Below are 14,170 nucleotides of genomic sequence, written 5' to 3' on the forward strand. Positions count from 1 at the left end.
GTTCCCTACCAAATTTCCGGCCGGCGATGCGCCCAGGGCGCAGCGCGTTCGAGCTGGGCCGCGAGCGCGAGCAGGTCCCCGTCGCCCGCCGGGCGGCCCGCGAGCATCACTCCGAGCGGCAGGCCGCCCTCCCCCACCCCGAGCGGCAGCGAGACCGCCGGGTGGCCGGTGAGGTTGAAGAACGACGTGATCGGGGTGAACGCGAACTGCGCAGCGAAGTCCGCCGCCGGGTCCTCGTCGTTGCGCAGCTCGCCGATGCGGACCGGCGGCGTGGCCAGGGTCGGGGTGAGGATCGCGTCGAAGCCCGCCCAGGCGCGCGCGGTCGTCCGCGCCAGGCCCTGCAGCTCCCCGATCGCGCCGAGCAGGCGCGGCGCGTCGACCGACCGGCCGCGTTCCCGCAGCCAGCGGGTCAGCGGCCGCAGCCGCTCCTCCGTCCCCGGCGGCACCGGCCCGCTCGCGGCCAGCGACGACCAGACGTCGAGGAAGTGGGCGTGGTGCTGCGCCGCCGCCGGCGGCTCGACGTCGACGACCTCGTGGCCGAGCTCGGTCAGCAGCGTCGTGGCCTGCTCCCAGGCCGCGAGGACGTCGGGGTGGAACTCGGCCTCGACCAGGACCCCGGCGGCGAAGCGGCCGATCCGCAGGCGCGGCGGGTCGACCGCGGTGCGCGCCCGGAACGTCTCCCCCGGCGGCAGCGGGGCGGCCCACCACGGGTCGCCGGGGACCGGGCCGGCGACGGCGTCGACGAACGCGGCCGCGTCGGCGACGGTCCGCGCGAGCGGCCCGTGCGTCACGAGCCCGACGGGGTCGGGCCCGAACGGCGCGTTGCTGATGCGTCCGCGGGAGGGCTTGTAGCCGACCAGCCCGCACACCGAGGCCGGGATCCGGATCGATCCCCCGCCGTCGCTGCCGAGCGCGATCGGGGCGAGCCCGGCCGCGACCGCCGCTGCGGCCCCGCCGCTGGACCCGCCGGCGGTGCGGGTCAGGTCCCAGGGCGTCCGCGCCGGCGGCGCGACGTCCGGCTCGGTGTAGCAGGGCAGCCCGAACTCCGGCGTGTTCGTCTTGCCGGTCATCACCGTGCCCGCGCGGCGCAGCTTCTCGACCACGACCGCGGAGATCTGCGGGACGAACTCCGCGAAAACCGCGGACCCGAGCGTCATCCGGACCCCCGCCACCGCGGTCAGGTCCTTGACCGGCACGCACACGCCGAACAGCGGTCCGAGCTCCTCGTCCGGCCCGGCGGCCGCGATCCGCTCGTCCGCCTCCTTCGCCTGCGCGAGCGCAAGGTCCGGCGTCCGCGTCGTGAACGCCCCGACGATGTCGGAGTGCGCCTCCGCCCGCCGCAGGTAGTGCTCGGTGACCTCGGTCGCCGAGACCTCCCGGCGGCGGATCGCACCCGCCTGCTCGAGAGCGGTCAGGTCGTGCAGGTCGCTCACCCCCGCGACGCTACCGGGCGATCTTGACCGCGCGGTTACGCCGGGCGGCAGGAAGTCCCGCGTTCTCGGCCATCGTGATACCGCGGTGATACCATCGCGGGATGGCGATGACGCTCCGACTGGACGAGGACGAGACCGAGGCGCTGCGTCGAACCGCGGAGGCGGAGGGACGGAGCATGCAAGAGGTCGCCCGTGAGGCGATCCGTCTCTACGTCAGCGGGCGCGAGGAGCGGATGAAGGCGATGTTCGAACGCATCGCGACCGAGGACGCGGATTTGCTGGACCGTCTCGGTCGGTAGCTCATGACCGAGTACCTGAGCGTCGAGGACCTCCTCCTCGCCGCGGCGCAGGCCGTCAAGCCGGCGCGACCGTTGCTGCGCGATCCCGGCGCCCTGGCCGCAGCCGCAGCACGGCCGCAGACGACTGTGTTCGGCGAGGACGCGTACGACAGCCTGGCCACCAAGGCCGCCGCACTGCTGCATGCCATCACGCGGAACCATCCGCTCGTCGACGGCAACAAGCGACTCGGCTGGCTGGCGACCCGCGCCTTCTGCGAACTCAACGGCTTCGACTTCCACATCCCCGACATCGACGCTGCCGAGCAGTTCGTCGTCGACGTCGCCGCCGGCCGCCTCGACGTCCCGGCGGCGGCTGCCGTGATCGCGTCGCACCTGAAACCACGCCCGACCACCTGACCCGGGTGTTCCGGCTTCAGCGGTGGCCCCACACCTTGATCGAGGACAGGAGAAGGACGACGCAGAGGATCGGGATCAGGACGTCGTCGGGAACGACGTCGAGCAGCAGCCCGCCGGCGACGGTGCCGACGACCGACCCGGCGGCCATGGCGACCGCGAACCCGCGGTTCTCCCGCAGCACGGCGAAGCTGGCGTCCCGGCTGTAGCGGGCGAACGCGACGAGCATGGTCGGCAGCGAGACCGCGAGACCGACGCTGCCCGCGAGTTTGATGTCGAGGCCGTAGAGCAGGACGATCGTCGGGATCAGGAGTTCCCCGCCCGCGACGCCCATCAGCGCCGCGACGACACCGATCCCGACGCCGGCGACGACACCCGCCACGAAGCGCGCCCCGCTCGGCAGGTCGAGCTCGGACACGGTGCCGGCGTGGTGGGCGGCGAGGACGGCGGCCATCAGCACGAGCAACACCGCGAGGACCTTGTAGAGCGTCGCGCTCCGCATGCGGATCGCCCACGTCGCACCGAGCCACGCGCCGATCAGACTGCCCGTCAGAAGATTCAGGACGACGTCCCACTCGTGGCCGAGCTCCCCGGGCGGGACCGCAATCAACCGGGCCGGCAACGCGGTCGCGACGACGACCAGGCTCATCGCCTTGTTGAACACGACCGCCGGCAGCGCCGTGAACCCGAAGAGCAGCAACAGCAGCGGCAGCCGGAACTCCGCCCCACCCAGGCCGATCATCCCGCCCAGGACACCCACCGCCGCCCCCGCGACGAAGGCGAGCGGCCGCGGGCGACGTGCCACGGCAGCCCCCGAGCTCACCGGATGCGGAGCCCGGTCTCGGCGCAGGAGTACCCGCCGAGGGCCTCGACCTCGGCCCGGAACCCGGGGTCGGCGAGGAGGTCCCAGAGCGGGGCCAGCAGCGGGTCGTCGACGGCGTCGGCGCGCAGGACGAGGTCGTAGGGCTCCTGCGCGACCGGGACGAAGTCGAGACCGAAGGCGCGCGCGGCGGCGCGGATCCCGAGGCCGGTGTCGACCCGGTCCCCCGCGACCGCGGCGGCCACCGCGAGGTGGGTGTGTTCCTCGCGGCCGTATCCGGTGACCCCACTCGGGTCGAGGCCGAGGCGTGCGAGTTCCTGGTCGAGCAGGACGCGGGTGCCGGCGCCGCGCTGCCGGTTCACGTACCGCAGGCCGGGCCGGGCGAGGTCGGCGATGCCCGAGAGGCCGAGCGGATTGCCCGGCGGCACGATCAGGCCCTGGTCGCGGTGCACGAGCCGGATGACCGCGACCTTCGGCCCGTCGCCGAGAAGGCGGTCGAGGTACGGCAGCGTGTACTCGCCGGTCTCCGGGTCGAGCAGGTGCGAGCCGGCGAGGTGGCAGAGCCCGTCGCGGATCGCGACCAGACCCCCGAGCGAGCCGACGTTCGAGGACGCCAGCGTGATCCGCGGATCGGCCTGCCGCAGCCGGGACGCGGCGATGTCGAGCACGAGGTCGTGCGAGCCGATCGCGACGATCGTCCGCCCGATCTCCTCCGCCCCCCGGAGCAGGTTGACGCGCACCTGCTCCCCCGCGTGGTGGCCCTCCACCCCGGCCGGCACGACCAGCAGGCCGTCCGCGCGGACCAGTGACGTCAGGACACCGGCGCCGCGGGGCAGCGGCGTCGCGACGATCTCCCCGCCGACCTGGCCGAGGCGCACGCGCACCCAGTCGTCGCTGCCGAGGGTCGAGGCGAGCTTGCGGGCGAGGCGGGCGGAGACGAACGGCCGCTCGCGGGGCGCGGCGCCCTCGAGGCGGGCGAGCATCGGCGCCGCGAAGATCTCGAACGTCAGCGCCGCCGAGACCGGGTAGCCGGGCGCCCCGAGCACCGGGGTGCCGCCCTCGACGGCACCGAGCACGACGGGGTGCCCGGGCTTGACCGCGACACCGTGGACCGCGAGCGTCCCGGCCGCCTCGACGACCCGCGCCGTGTAGTCGTCCCGGCCGGCGCTCGACCCGGCAACGAGCACGACGAGGTCGGCCTCCGCGGCCGCCTCCCGTAGGGCCGCGATTATCCGGTCCGGGTCGTCCGGGACGACCGGCGTCGTGCGGGCCTCCCACCCGGACTCCTTCGCCTGCTCCGCGAGCATGAGCGAGTTCGTGTCGAGGATGTCGCCCGGGCCGAGCTCGGAACCGATCGGACGGATCTCGTCCCCGGTCGGGACGACGACGACCACCGGCTTCCGACGCACCGTCAGTTCCGTGACCCCCGCGGCCGCGGCGGCCGCGACGTCGACCGCGCGCAACCGGTGGCCGGTCGGGAGCAGCAGCTCGGTCGCGCTGATGTCCTCCCCGATCGAGCGCACGTGCTGGTACGGCGGCACGGCCGCGCGCAGCTCGGCGGACCCGTCCGCGGTCCGGTGCACGTGCTCGCGCATGACGACGGCGTCGTAGCCCTCGGGCAACGGGTCGCCGGTGTCGACGACGACGAAGCTCTCCGGAGCCAGCAGCACCGGGAAGGTCTCGGTGGCCGCGACGGTGTCCGCCGCCCGGACCGCGATGCCGTCCATCGCCGCGGAGTCGAACGCCGGCGAGGAGCGCCGCGCCCAGACGGGCTCGGCCGTCACCCGGCCCACGCCGTGCTGCACCGGGACCGTCTCCGCCTCGGTCAGCGCGGGACACCCCGCGGCCCCGCACACGGCTTGCCAGGCGGCCAACGCCTCGGCCGCCGGCACGTCGGAGAGGAAGGGGCTCGACGGCGGCACGCTGCGCAGGCTACCCGCGCTTACCGGCGGGCGCGGTCGATCGCCTCGTCGAGCTGGTCGAGCTGCTCGCTCACCGAACCCCCGGCGGGCGGGGTGCGCAGCCCGTCCGACCCGTCGTCCCCGGAGAGGAGCGCTGCCCCGCCGAGCAGAACCGCCCCCACCACGAGCACCGCGGCCACCGCAGCCCCGCGCGCCGGCCGACGCCCGGCCGGCGCGTCCGGCGGCGGGTACGCCTCGGTCGGAGCGACCTCGGTCGGAGCCAGCAGCGCCTCGGTCGGAGCGGGGTCGCCCACCGGCATCGGGACCGTGGGACCGGGGTCGGGGCCCGGGCCCGCGGGGCGGTCGAGCAGCGCGAGGGCGTCCGCCGCCGAGCGGGGTCGCCGGGCGGGGTCGGGGTCGGTGAGCCGGTCGATCAGCGCGGCGAAGACCGGGCCCGCCTCCGCCACCCCGCACTCACGCAGGAGGACGCCGAGCCCGTGCAGGTCGGCGACGACCGTCGGCGCCCCGCCGCGGCGCACCTCGGGGGCGAGGTACTTCTCGGTGCCGACGACGTACCCGGTGCTGGTCAGTTTTGTGCCGTCCGCGAGGTGCGCGATGCCGAAGTCCGTGAGCCGGGCCCGGCCGTCGGCGCCGACGAGGACGTTCGCGGGCTTGAGGTCGCGATGCAGGATCCCCGCGGCGTGGATGTAGCCCAGCGCGTCGAGCAGTTCGCGCGTCAGCGTCGCCGGGTCCCAGTCGCGGCGCCCGTCCTTGAGCCGCGCGGAGAGTGTCCCGCCCGCGACGTACTCCATCACCAGGTACGGCCGGCCGCCGTGGGCGCCGTAGTCGAAGACGCTGACCACGTGCGGGTGCGCCAGCGCGGCGGCGATCCGGGCCTCCCGCGCGAACCGCTCCACGAAGGTGGCGTCGAGCGCGAGCGTGTCGGAGATGACCTTGATCGCGACCTCGCGCTCCAGCCGCGGGTCGTGCGCCGCCCACACCGAGGCCATGCCACCGGTGCCGATCAGCCGGGTCAGCGTGTACCGGTCCCCCAGCCGCGCCCCGACGACCACCGGGCCCGCGTCGGCCGCCGGCCCCGCGTCAGCCATTGCCCTTGCCCTTGCCCTTGTTCTTGCCCGGCCCCTTCGGCTTGCCCTTGGGCCCGTCCTTCTTCGGCTCGTCCTTCTTCGGCTCCGGCTTCTTGTCGTCCTGGGGCGCCGGCTTCGGATCCGGCGCGGCCGCGGGGGTCGGCGCCGGGGTCGGGGTGGCGGTTTGCCGGATCTCCTGCTCGATCCGGTCCACCTGGGTGAGGAGCACGAGGCCGTCGGCGGGGTCGAGCTCGCCGCTGTCGGCGAGCCGGCGGATCGCACCGCGCAGGTCCGCGACGGCCGTGCGGGCGGCTCCGGTGCGACCGTCGGCGATCGCCGTCCGGATCGTGTCCACCTGGGCGTGCAGGGCGTCGGCATCGGCGGCGGTCAGGGTCTCGGCCCCGGAGCCGCAGCCGGTGAGCAGGGCGACAGCCAGCGCGCTCGCGCCGAGTCGATGCCGTCCGCCTCCGACCTTCACCCCGAGCCGATACCCGGCGCGTCGCGCGTTCACGCGTGGAGGACGACCTCGACGTCCGTACCCGCGTCGAGGCCCGTGGCCGGTTCGGGGACGACGAGGTAACCGTCGGCACGGGCGAGGACGGACAACAGGGCGGACGGTCCGAACAGGGGTTCGGCCCGACAGGTGCCGTCCGGGTCCTCGGTCACGGTCACCTGGACGACGTCGAGCCGGCCGGCGGCCGAGGGCAGGTCGCGCGCGAGCCGGGCCCGGACCCGCGGGGCGGGCGGGGGCCGGTCACACCCGGCGAGACGCCGGACGAGGGGGACGCCGAGCAGCCGGAACACGACCAGGGCCGAGAGCGGGTTGCCCGGCAGACCGATCAGCGGGACGCCCGCGCACTCGGCGAGCATCGTCGGTTTCCCCGGCTTCAGCGCGAGCCCGTGGCACCACACCTCGCCGAGGGCGGACACCGCCGCGGCGGTCTCGTCCCGGGCCCCGACGGAGGAGCCGGCGGACACCACGACGAGGTCCGCGGCGCCGAGCGCGTCGGTGAGCGCCGACCGCAACGCCCCCTCGTCGTCGGGAACGATCCCGGCGTACACCGGGTCACCGCCCGCCTCGCGGATCAGGCCCGCCAACGCGCTCGCTGTGGCGTCCCGGACCTGACCAACCGTCAACTCCTTTGTGTCCGAGGGAACCACCTCGTCCCCGGTGGAGAGGATCGCCACCCGCGGCCGGGCGTGGACGTCGACGGTCGTCACCCCGGCGGCGGCCAGCAGCCCGAGGTCGGGGGCGCGCAGCGGGCGGCCCGCCGGCACGAGCACCGCACCCACCGCGACGTCGTCGTCGGGCTGCACGACCCCGGAACCGGGGGCCACGGGGCGAGTGACCTCCACCGTGCCCGGCATCGTCTCGGCGGTGTACTCGACCATCACCACGGCGTCCGCACCGGCCGGCAGCACGGCCCCGGTCGGGATCGCCGCGCAGCGCCCGGGAGTGACGGTCACCGTGGGCGCCGCGCCCATCCGCACGGCCCCGGCAAGGTCGAGGTAGGACGGCAGGCCGTCGGACGCCCCGTAGGTGTCGGCCGCGCGCACGGCGTAGCCGTCGACCGTCGAGCGGGCGAAGCCGGGCAGGGGCGCGTCCGCGCGGACGTCCGCCGCCGGGACGCGGCCGAGCGCGCCGTCGAGCGGCACCGGTTCCACCGCGGTTCGCCGCTCCGGTCGGAATCCGACCAGCGCCTCGCCGACGGTCCGGGCCGTGAAGAACTCCCGCCCCGTCATCGCTCCGGTTGCCCCGCCGCGCCCTCCGGCTTCGGCTGGGGGCGAGCGGCCGCTCCTCCCTTGTCCAGACCGAGCACGCTGATCACCGGACCGAGCGCCACCTGCCCGAGACCGCAGATGGAGGTCTTGCGCAGAACCTCCTCCAGCTCGAGAATCCGTGCGCGCCGTGGGCCGTCCAGCGGGACGCCCTCGTCGAGAACGCCGCGGAGAATCTCGTGGGCCTTGGTGGAGCCCACCCGGCAGGGCACGCACTTGCCGCACGACTCGTTGCGGAAGAACCGCAGGACGTTGGTCGCGGCGGCCAGCTCGTCGGTGCCCTCCGCCAGGACGACGAGCGCACCGGAGCCGAGCATCGTGCCGGCCTTCGCCGCGGTGCCGAAGTCGAGTTCGAGGTCGAGCAGCTCCGGGCCGATGAAGTTGCTCGACGCCCCGCCCGGCTGCACCGCACCGACCGCGCGGCCTCCGGAAACCCCGCCGGCCAGCTCGATCAACTCGCGCACCGTCGTCCCCATCGGGACGCAGTACACGTCTGGTTTCTCGACGTGTCCGGACACCGCGAAGAACTTCCAGCCGACCGAATCGCCCCGGCCCTGGTCCTTCCACCACTGCGCACCGCGCTGGGCGATGACCGGGAGGTCGGCGAAGGTCTCGACCGAGTTCATCAGGGTCGGACGGCCGTGCAGGCCGTAGACGCCCGGGAACGGGGGCTTGTTGCGCGGCTCGCCGCGGTGGCCCTCCATGCACTCGATGAGCGCGGTCTCCTCGCCCAGGATGTAGCCACCCGGGGAGACGAAGATCTCGACGTTCAACCGGCGGCCGCTGCCGCACGCGTCCGGACCGACGACCCCGGCCGCGCGGAGCGCCTCGAGCTCCTCGCGCAGGACGTGCTCCTCCGGCCCGTACTCGTGCCGGATGAAGACCCAGCCCTCCTCGGCCCCGACCACGGCCATGCCGCACAGCAGGCCCTCCAGGACCAGATGCGGTTGCGTGGCGAGGATCTGACGGTCCTTGAACGTGCCGGGCTCGGACTCGTCGGCGTTGCAGATCGCGTACTTGACGGACCCCTCGGCCCCACGGACGAGGTCCCACTTCTGCCCGGTCGGGAAGCCGGCGCCGCCCATGCCGCGCAAGCCCGAGTCCTGAAGCGCGCTCACCAGGTCGTCCGGGTCGAGGTCGCCGGCGAGCAGGGCGCGCAACGTGACGTACCGTTCCGCGATCCCGGACCCGGCCGGGTACGGGTCGTTCGGCCACGGCTCCGACCGGGTCTTCGCCGCCGCGTGGCCGACGCCCGCGTCCCGCGCGGCTGCGATCAGGTCGTCGACCTCGGCGATCGGAGCCGGATGCTCGTTCACCGCGCACGCCGGCGCAGAGTCGCAACGCCCGAGGCAGGAGACCTCGACAATCTCCACGTCCGCGGCGTCGCCGTGACGCTCCCTCAGCTCCGCGATGCGCGCCTCGCCGTCGTGCAGGAAGCACGAGAGGTCGTGACACACCGAGACCGACACGGGCGGGGGCGGCGAGGTCCGGAAGTGCGGGTAGAACGAGATCAGGCCCTCGATCTCGTAGCGCGGACGGCGGGCGTCCAGCGCGAGCTTCTCCAACTCCTCACGGGGCAGCCAGCCCAGCCGCGCCTGGATGGCGTTGAGCGCCGGGATCAGCGACGGACCCGGGAACTTGCCGGCGCGCGCCTCGACGCCCGGGACCCGCTGCGGGGCCTTCACGCCGTCGTCCCGACGGCCTCGACCTGCACCGCGCAGAACTTGAACTCCGGGATCTTCCCGAACGGGTCGACCTCGTCGATCGTCAGCAGGTTCGCCGCGGCCTCGCGGAAGTGGAAGGGGATGAACACGTTGCCCTGCTGCTCCCGGTGACTGATGCGGACCTGCAGTTGGATCTCGCCGCGGCGGGAACGGGCTCGAGCCATGGCGCCGTGCACCAGCCCGCGGTCGGCGGCGTCCTTCGGGTGCATGTAGATCTCGGCCACCGGCGCGATCGCGTCGAGGGCGAACGAGCGCCGCGTCATCGACCCGGTGTGCCAGTGCTCCAGCAGACGCCCGGTGTTGAGGACCAGCGGGTACTCGCTGTCCGGCAGTTCCTTCGGCGGCAGCCACTGCGCCGGCACCAGGTGGGCGAGGCCGTCGTCGGTGTTGAACCGCTCGTCGAACATCACGACGGTGCCGTCGAGGTGCTCGGGGTCGGGGTTCGGGTACAGCTTGCCGCTCGAGCCGAGGTTCGCGTGGCTCAGGTTCGTGTACGAGGGCATCAACGGCACCATCTCGTCGAACACCGCGGACGGCGAGCCGTAGTTCCAGTCGAGCCCGACGCGGCGCGCGATCTCCTGGACGATCCACCAGTCCGCCTTCGCCTCGCCCGGCGGGTCCAGCACCTTGCGGCCGAGCTGCACGCGCCGGTCCGTGTTGGTGTAGGTGCCGTCCTTCTCCAGGTAGGAGGTGGCGGGCAGGATCACGTCGGCGAACTCGGCGGTCTCGGTCAGGAAGATGTCCTGCACGACGAGGAACTCCAGCGCCGACAGCGCCTTGCGGACCTTGTTGGTGTTCGGGTCCGAGAGGAACGGGTTCTCCCCGAGCATGTACATGCCCCGGACCCCGCCCTCGAGGATCGAGTGGATGATCTCGGTGACGGTGAGACCGCGGTTGGGGTCGAGCGAGGTGCCCCACGCCCGCTCGAAGACCTCGCGCGCCGACTCCTTCGTCACGCCCTGGTAGTCCGGGTAGAACATCGGGATCAGACCCGCGTCGGACGCACCCTGCACGTTGTTCTGGCCCCGCAGCGGGTGCAGGCCGGTGCCCGGCCGTCCGACCTGACCGGTGATCGAGCACAGCGCGATCAGGCAGCGCGCGTTGTCGGTGCCGGTCGTGTGCTGGGAGATTCCCATCCCCCAGTAGATGACCGCGGAGCCGGCCTCGCCCCACGCCCGGGCGACGGCCCGGATCGTGTCGGCCGGGACGCCGGTGATCTGCTCGCCCCGCTCCGGCGGGTAGTCCGCGACGGTGGCCGCGAGGGCGTCGTAGTTCGAGGTCCGCTCGGCGATGAACTGAGGATCCGTCAGGCCGAGCCGGATGATCTCGCACATCACGGAGTTGTAGAACGCGACGTCCGTACCCGGCTTGAGCTGGACGAAGATGTCCGCGTGCTCCGACACCGTCGAGGCACGGGGGTCGACGTAGATGATCGTCGTGCCGCGCCGCCGGGCCTGCTTGAAGAACGAACTCGCGACCGGGTGGTTCGCGGTCGGGTTCGAGCCGGTGATGATCGCGACGTCGGCGTTGGCGACGTCGCCGTATGTGGTTGACACGGCACCGGAGCCGACGCCCTCGAACAGCGCTGCCACCGATGACGCGTGGCACAGCCGCGTGCAGTGGTCGACGTTGTTGGTGCCGAAGCCGGCCCGGATCAGCTTCTGGAAGAGGTAGGCCTCCTCGTTGGAGCACTTCGCCGAGCCGAACCCGGCGATCGCTCCGGGCCCGCCGGCGGCGTGAATCTCCTTGAGCCGCCGCGCGACGAGGTCGAGCGCCTCGTCCCAGGTCGCCTCGCGGAAGTGCGGCATCACCTCGTCGTAGTCGACGAGACCGCCCGGCTTGCGGCCGCGGTCCTTCCCCGGGCGTGTGTCCTTGGTGGCCCGTTTGCCGGTGCCCTCACCCCGCACGTCCGCGGACAGCGGGCCCTTGGGGTAGGAGGAATCGACGCGGATGAGCGGCTTCGTGAGCCGCTGGGGCGAGGCGGAGTAGTCCCAGCCGTAGCGGCCCTTGACGCACAGCCGGCTCTGCGACCCGGGCTGCGGGCGTCCCTCGGCGAACGAGATCGCCCCGCGCTCGCGGTCGACCCAGTAGGTCAGCGCGCACCCGACGCCGCAGTAGGGGCAGACGGACTCGACGGCCTCGAGCTGCTCGCGCGGCCGGATCGGGATCGAGCGGATCGCCTTGTTGGTCAGCGCGCCCGTCGGGCAGGCCTGCACGCACTCGCCGCAGGTGACGCAGGAGCTCGACCCCATCGGGTCGTTGAAGTCGAACGCGATCCGGGTCGAGTAGCCCTTGCCGGAGCGGCCGATGACGTCGTTGCCCTGGATGTCGTCGCACGCCCGTACGCAGCGGTCGCACAGGATGCACGAGTCGTGGTCGACCGCGATGACCGGGTTCGACACGTCGGTGCCCCGCCCGGCGCCCACCGGCAGGTCGGTGGTCTCCCGCGCGACGCCGTACCGGTCCGCGAGCTCGAGCAGTTTGTTGTCGGCGGTCGTCGTGTGCTTCGGGTCCGACTCGCGGGGCGGCTGGTCGGAGAGCAGCAACTCGGTCAGCACCGACCGGCTGCGCTCGAGCTCCGGCGTCGAGGTCTGCACCGACATGCCGTCGTCGCACGGCCGCACGCAGGCCGCCGCGAACACGCGACCCCCGGTGTCCACCACGCACATGCGGCAGACGCCGACCGGGTCGTACCGCTCGTTGTGGCACAGGACAGGAATGTCGATCCCGGCCGACCGCGCGGCGTCGTAGATCGTCGTGCCGACGGGCACCGTGACCGGGACACCGTCGATGGTGACACCGACGGTCGGGACGGTGGTGGTCTCGGGCTCGTGCAGGGCGGTGATCGCAGCCTCCCGGGGCGAGGGAGTGAACTTTTCGCGAAGCCTAACCGGGGATCGTGGGCTCGCCCATGGCGTCGAGTTCGTCCAGCCGACCCGAGTCGGCCGTGTCGTAGCCCCCGAGAGCCGTGATTGCCGCCCGCAAGGCCGAGGAACTCAGCGCCGTGATCACCGGCGCCGCGGCGCCCAACGCCGAACCCGGCAACCCCACGTCGTAGGACTCCCAGGTGAGCGGGACGAAGTCGAGACCGAGATCGGCGGCGGCCGAGCGCACGCCGAGACCCGCGTCGACGGTCCCGGTCGCGACGGCGAGCGCGACCTCCAGATGGGTCTCGACCTCCGGGCCGCGTACCCCGTCCGGGTCCATCCCCGCGGCGATCGCGAGCCGGTCGAACAGCACCCGGGTGCCGGTCCCGAACCGGCGCAGGGCAACGCGACGGCCGGTCAGGTCACCCACGCTGCGAACGCCGTCGGGGTTGGCGGGCGGCACGATCAGGCCCTGCTCCCGCCGCCACAGATGCAGCAGGTGAGGAGCCTGATTCCGCAGCAGGCGCTGCACGAACGGCGCGTTGTAGATCCCGGTGCGGTGCAGCAGGTGGAGCGCGGCACCGTCCGCCCGGCCCCGCCGGACCTCGCTGAGCCCGCCGAAGCTGCCCCGGCCGGTCAGCACCTCCAGCTCCGGCACTCCTCGCGCAACCAGGTCCAGCGCCGGGTCGTCGCTGCCGACCAGGCGGAACCCGACGCGGCCGGCCAGGAACTCCCGCGCCGCGAGGGCCGCCCCCGGTGCCACCTGCGCCCGGCGGCGCTCGTGCAGGACGAGCACGCCCGCGTCGGCCAGTTCGCGCTGCGCGCGGCTCACCGTCGTGGCCGTGGTCCCCCAGGAACGGGCCAGCTCGCGGACGCCGGGGAGCTCGGTCCCCGGCTCGAGGTCCCCGCTCACGACGCGCTCGGCGAGATCGAGGCAGATCTCGCGGTATCGGCTCACGGCGACCGAGTCTAGATTTGCACCGTTCTGAACTGATGCAGAAGGGCGCACCATGCGACGGGCTCGTTCTCTCCTGCTGGCGGCGGCGCTCGTCCTCGTGCCCAGCGGGTGCGGGGACGACGACGAGCCCAACCGGAAGCTGATCCTCGCCACGACCACGAGCACGCAGGACTCCGGTCTGCTCGACGACCTGCTGCCGGCGTTCACCCGGGACACCGGGTGGGAGGTCACGACGCTGGCCGTCGGCAGCGGACAGGCGATCGAACTCGGTCGACGCGGCGAGGCCGACGTCCTGCTGGTGCACTCGCCCGCCGCCGAGGAGGAGTTCGTCGCCGAGGGCGCGACGGGTCGGCGGCTGCTGGTGATGCACAACGACTTCCTGATCGTGGGCCCGGCCGACGACCCGGCCGAGATCGACGCCCTCAGCCCCTCGGAGGCGCTGACGGCGATCGCGGAGGGCGAGGTCCCGTTCGTCTCCCGCGGCGACGAGTCCGGCACCCACGCGAAGGAGAAGACGATCTGGGCGAAGGCCGGCATCACGCCCGAGGGCTCGTGGTACTCGTCCACCGGTCAGGGCATGGGCGCGACACTGCAGGTCGCGGCGGAACGCAACGCGTACACGGTCACCGACCGCGCGACCTTCCTCAGCCAGCGGGACACCGTCGACCTCGTCGAGCTCGGCGCCGGCGGTCCGGAGCTGCTGAACATCTACCACGTCATCGAGATGACCGAACGGGCCGGAAACCGCGTCCAGACCGACGGCGCGGCCGCGTTCGCGGACTGGATCGTCAGCGCGACCGCGCAGGACCTGATCGGCCGGTTCGGCGTCGACGCCTACGGCGAGGCGCTGTTCACCCCGGACGCCGGACGCGACGAAGCCGAGCTGGCGGCCTGAGCCGGCGACCGCT

Annotated in this window: 12 protein-coding genes; 3 read left to right on the forward strand and 9 right to left on the reverse strand. The window is 73.5% G+C overall.

Going from position 1 to position 14,170, the window contains the following annotated elements:
* Positions 1-5: 5 nt before the first annotated feature.
* Entirely contained in the window at positions 6-1,433 is a 1,428-nt protein-coding gene (locus tag ABD401_RS10935) for an amidase (RefSeq protein ID WP_344604560.1), read from the reverse strand.
* Between the two features lie 101 nt (positions 1,434-1,534).
* On the opposite strand from ABD401_RS10935, the gene ABD401_RS10940 reads away from it, so the two are divergent.
* Positions 1,535-1,732, forward strand: a complete 198-nt coding sequence (locus ABD401_RS10940) for a ribbon-helix-helix protein, CopG family (protein ID WP_344604562.1) — start codon at positions 1,535-1,537, stop codon at positions 1,730-1,732.
* A gap of 3 nt (positions 1,733-1,735) precedes the next feature.
* Positions 1,736-2,128: a type II toxin-antitoxin system death-on-curing family toxin gene (locus ABD401_RS10945; RefSeq protein ID WP_344604564.1), complete on the forward strand. Its 393-nt coding sequence runs from the start codon at positions 1,736-1,738 to the stop codon at positions 2,126-2,128.
* A 16-nt stretch (positions 2,129-2,144) separates the two neighbouring features.
* Here the strand turns inward: ABD401_RS10945 and ABD401_RS10950 are convergent, their stop codons facing one another.
* The 8 genes from ABD401_RS10950 to ABD401_RS10985 are packed head-to-tail and all read right to left on the reverse strand — an operon-like array spanning position 2,145 to position 13,262.
* Entirely contained in the window at positions 2,145-2,948 is an 804-nt protein-coding gene (locus ABD401_RS10950; protein WP_344604566.1) for a sulfite exporter TauE/SafE family protein, read from the reverse strand.
* Complete coding sequence (locus ABD401_RS10955; RefSeq protein WP_344604568.1) at positions 2,945-4,867, reverse strand: molybdopterin biosynthesis protein; 1,923 nt, start codon at positions 4,865-4,867, stop codon at positions 2,945-2,947. Before ABD401_RS10955 ends, ABD401_RS10950 begins: the two co-directional genes overlap by 4 nt.
* 20 nt (positions 4,868-4,887) lie before the next feature.
* Positions 4,888-5,955 carry a serine/threonine-protein kinase gene (locus ABD401_RS10960; protein ID WP_344604570.1) on the reverse strand — a complete coding sequence of 356 codons (1,068 nt, stop codon included), beginning with the start codon at positions 5,953-5,955 and terminating at the stop codon, positions 4,888-4,890.
* Positions 5,948-6,445, reverse strand: a complete 498-nt coding sequence (locus ABD401_RS10965; RefSeq protein ID WP_344604572.1) for a hypothetical protein — start codon at positions 6,443-6,445, stop codon at positions 5,948-5,950. The genes ABD401_RS10960 and ABD401_RS10965 overlap by 8 nt, the downstream gene beginning before the upstream one ends.
* On the reverse strand, positions 6,442-7,677 hold the full coding sequence (locus ABD401_RS10970) for a molybdopterin molybdotransferase MoeA (RefSeq protein WP_344604574.1): 1,236 nt from the start codon (positions 7,675-7,677) through the stop codon (positions 6,442-6,444). The genes ABD401_RS10965 and ABD401_RS10970 overlap by 4 nt, the downstream gene beginning before the upstream one ends.
* A complete protein-coding gene (locus tag ABD401_RS10975) occupies positions 7,674-9,398 on the reverse strand; it encodes an NAD(P)H-dependent oxidoreductase subunit E (RefSeq protein ID WP_344604576.1) in 1,725 nt (574 codons plus the stop codon). Before ABD401_RS10975 ends, ABD401_RS10970 begins: the two co-directional genes overlap by 4 nt.
* On the reverse strand, positions 9,395-12,274 hold the full coding sequence (fdhF, locus tag ABD401_RS10980) for a formate dehydrogenase subunit alpha (RefSeq protein WP_425566108.1): 2,880 nt from the start codon (positions 12,272-12,274) through the stop codon (positions 9,395-9,397). Before fdhF ends, ABD401_RS10975 begins: the two co-directional genes overlap by 4 nt.
* A gap of 49 nt (positions 12,275-12,323) precedes the next feature.
* The gene (locus ABD401_RS10985) at positions 12,324-13,262 is read right to left on the reverse strand and encodes a substrate-binding domain-containing protein (protein WP_344604578.1); all 939 of its coding nucleotides are present in this window, start codon (positions 13,260-13,262) and stop codon (positions 12,324-12,326) included.
* A gap of 52 nt (positions 13,263-13,314) precedes the next feature.
* Between ABD401_RS10985 and ABD401_RS10990 the strand changes: the two genes are divergently transcribed.
* Complete coding sequence (locus ABD401_RS10990) at positions 13,315-14,157, forward strand: ABC transporter substrate-binding protein (protein ID WP_344604580.1); 843 nt, start codon at positions 13,315-13,317, stop codon at positions 14,155-14,157.
* The last annotated feature ends 13 nt before the right edge of the window (positions 14,158-14,170 follow it).

This window comes from Sporichthya brevicatena, assembly GCF_039525035.1.
GTDB lineage: Bacteria > Actinomycetota > Actinomycetes > Sporichthyales > Sporichthyaceae > Sporichthya > Sporichthya brevicatena.

Coding starts and splice junctions, on each gene's coding strand:
- ABD401_RS10940 (WP_344604562.1), top strand. CDS start 1,535: ATGGCGATGACGCTCCGACTGGACGAGGACGAGACCGAGGCGCTGCGT.
- ABD401_RS10945 (WP_344604564.1), top strand. CDS start 1,736: ATGACCGAGTACCTGAGCGTCGAGGACCTCCTCCTCGCCGCGGCGCAG.
- ABD401_RS10960 (WP_344604570.1), bottom strand. CDS start 5,955: ATGGCTGACGCGGGGCCGGCGGCCGACGCGGGCCCGGTGGTCGTCGGG.
- ABD401_RS10970 (WP_344604574.1), bottom strand. CDS start 7,677: ATGACGGGGCGGGAGTTCTTCACGGCCCGGACCGTCGGCGAGGCGCTG.
- ABD401_RS10990 (WP_344604580.1), top strand. CDS start 13,315: ATGCGACGGGCTCGTTCTCTCCTGCTGGCGGCGGCGCTCGTCCTCGTG.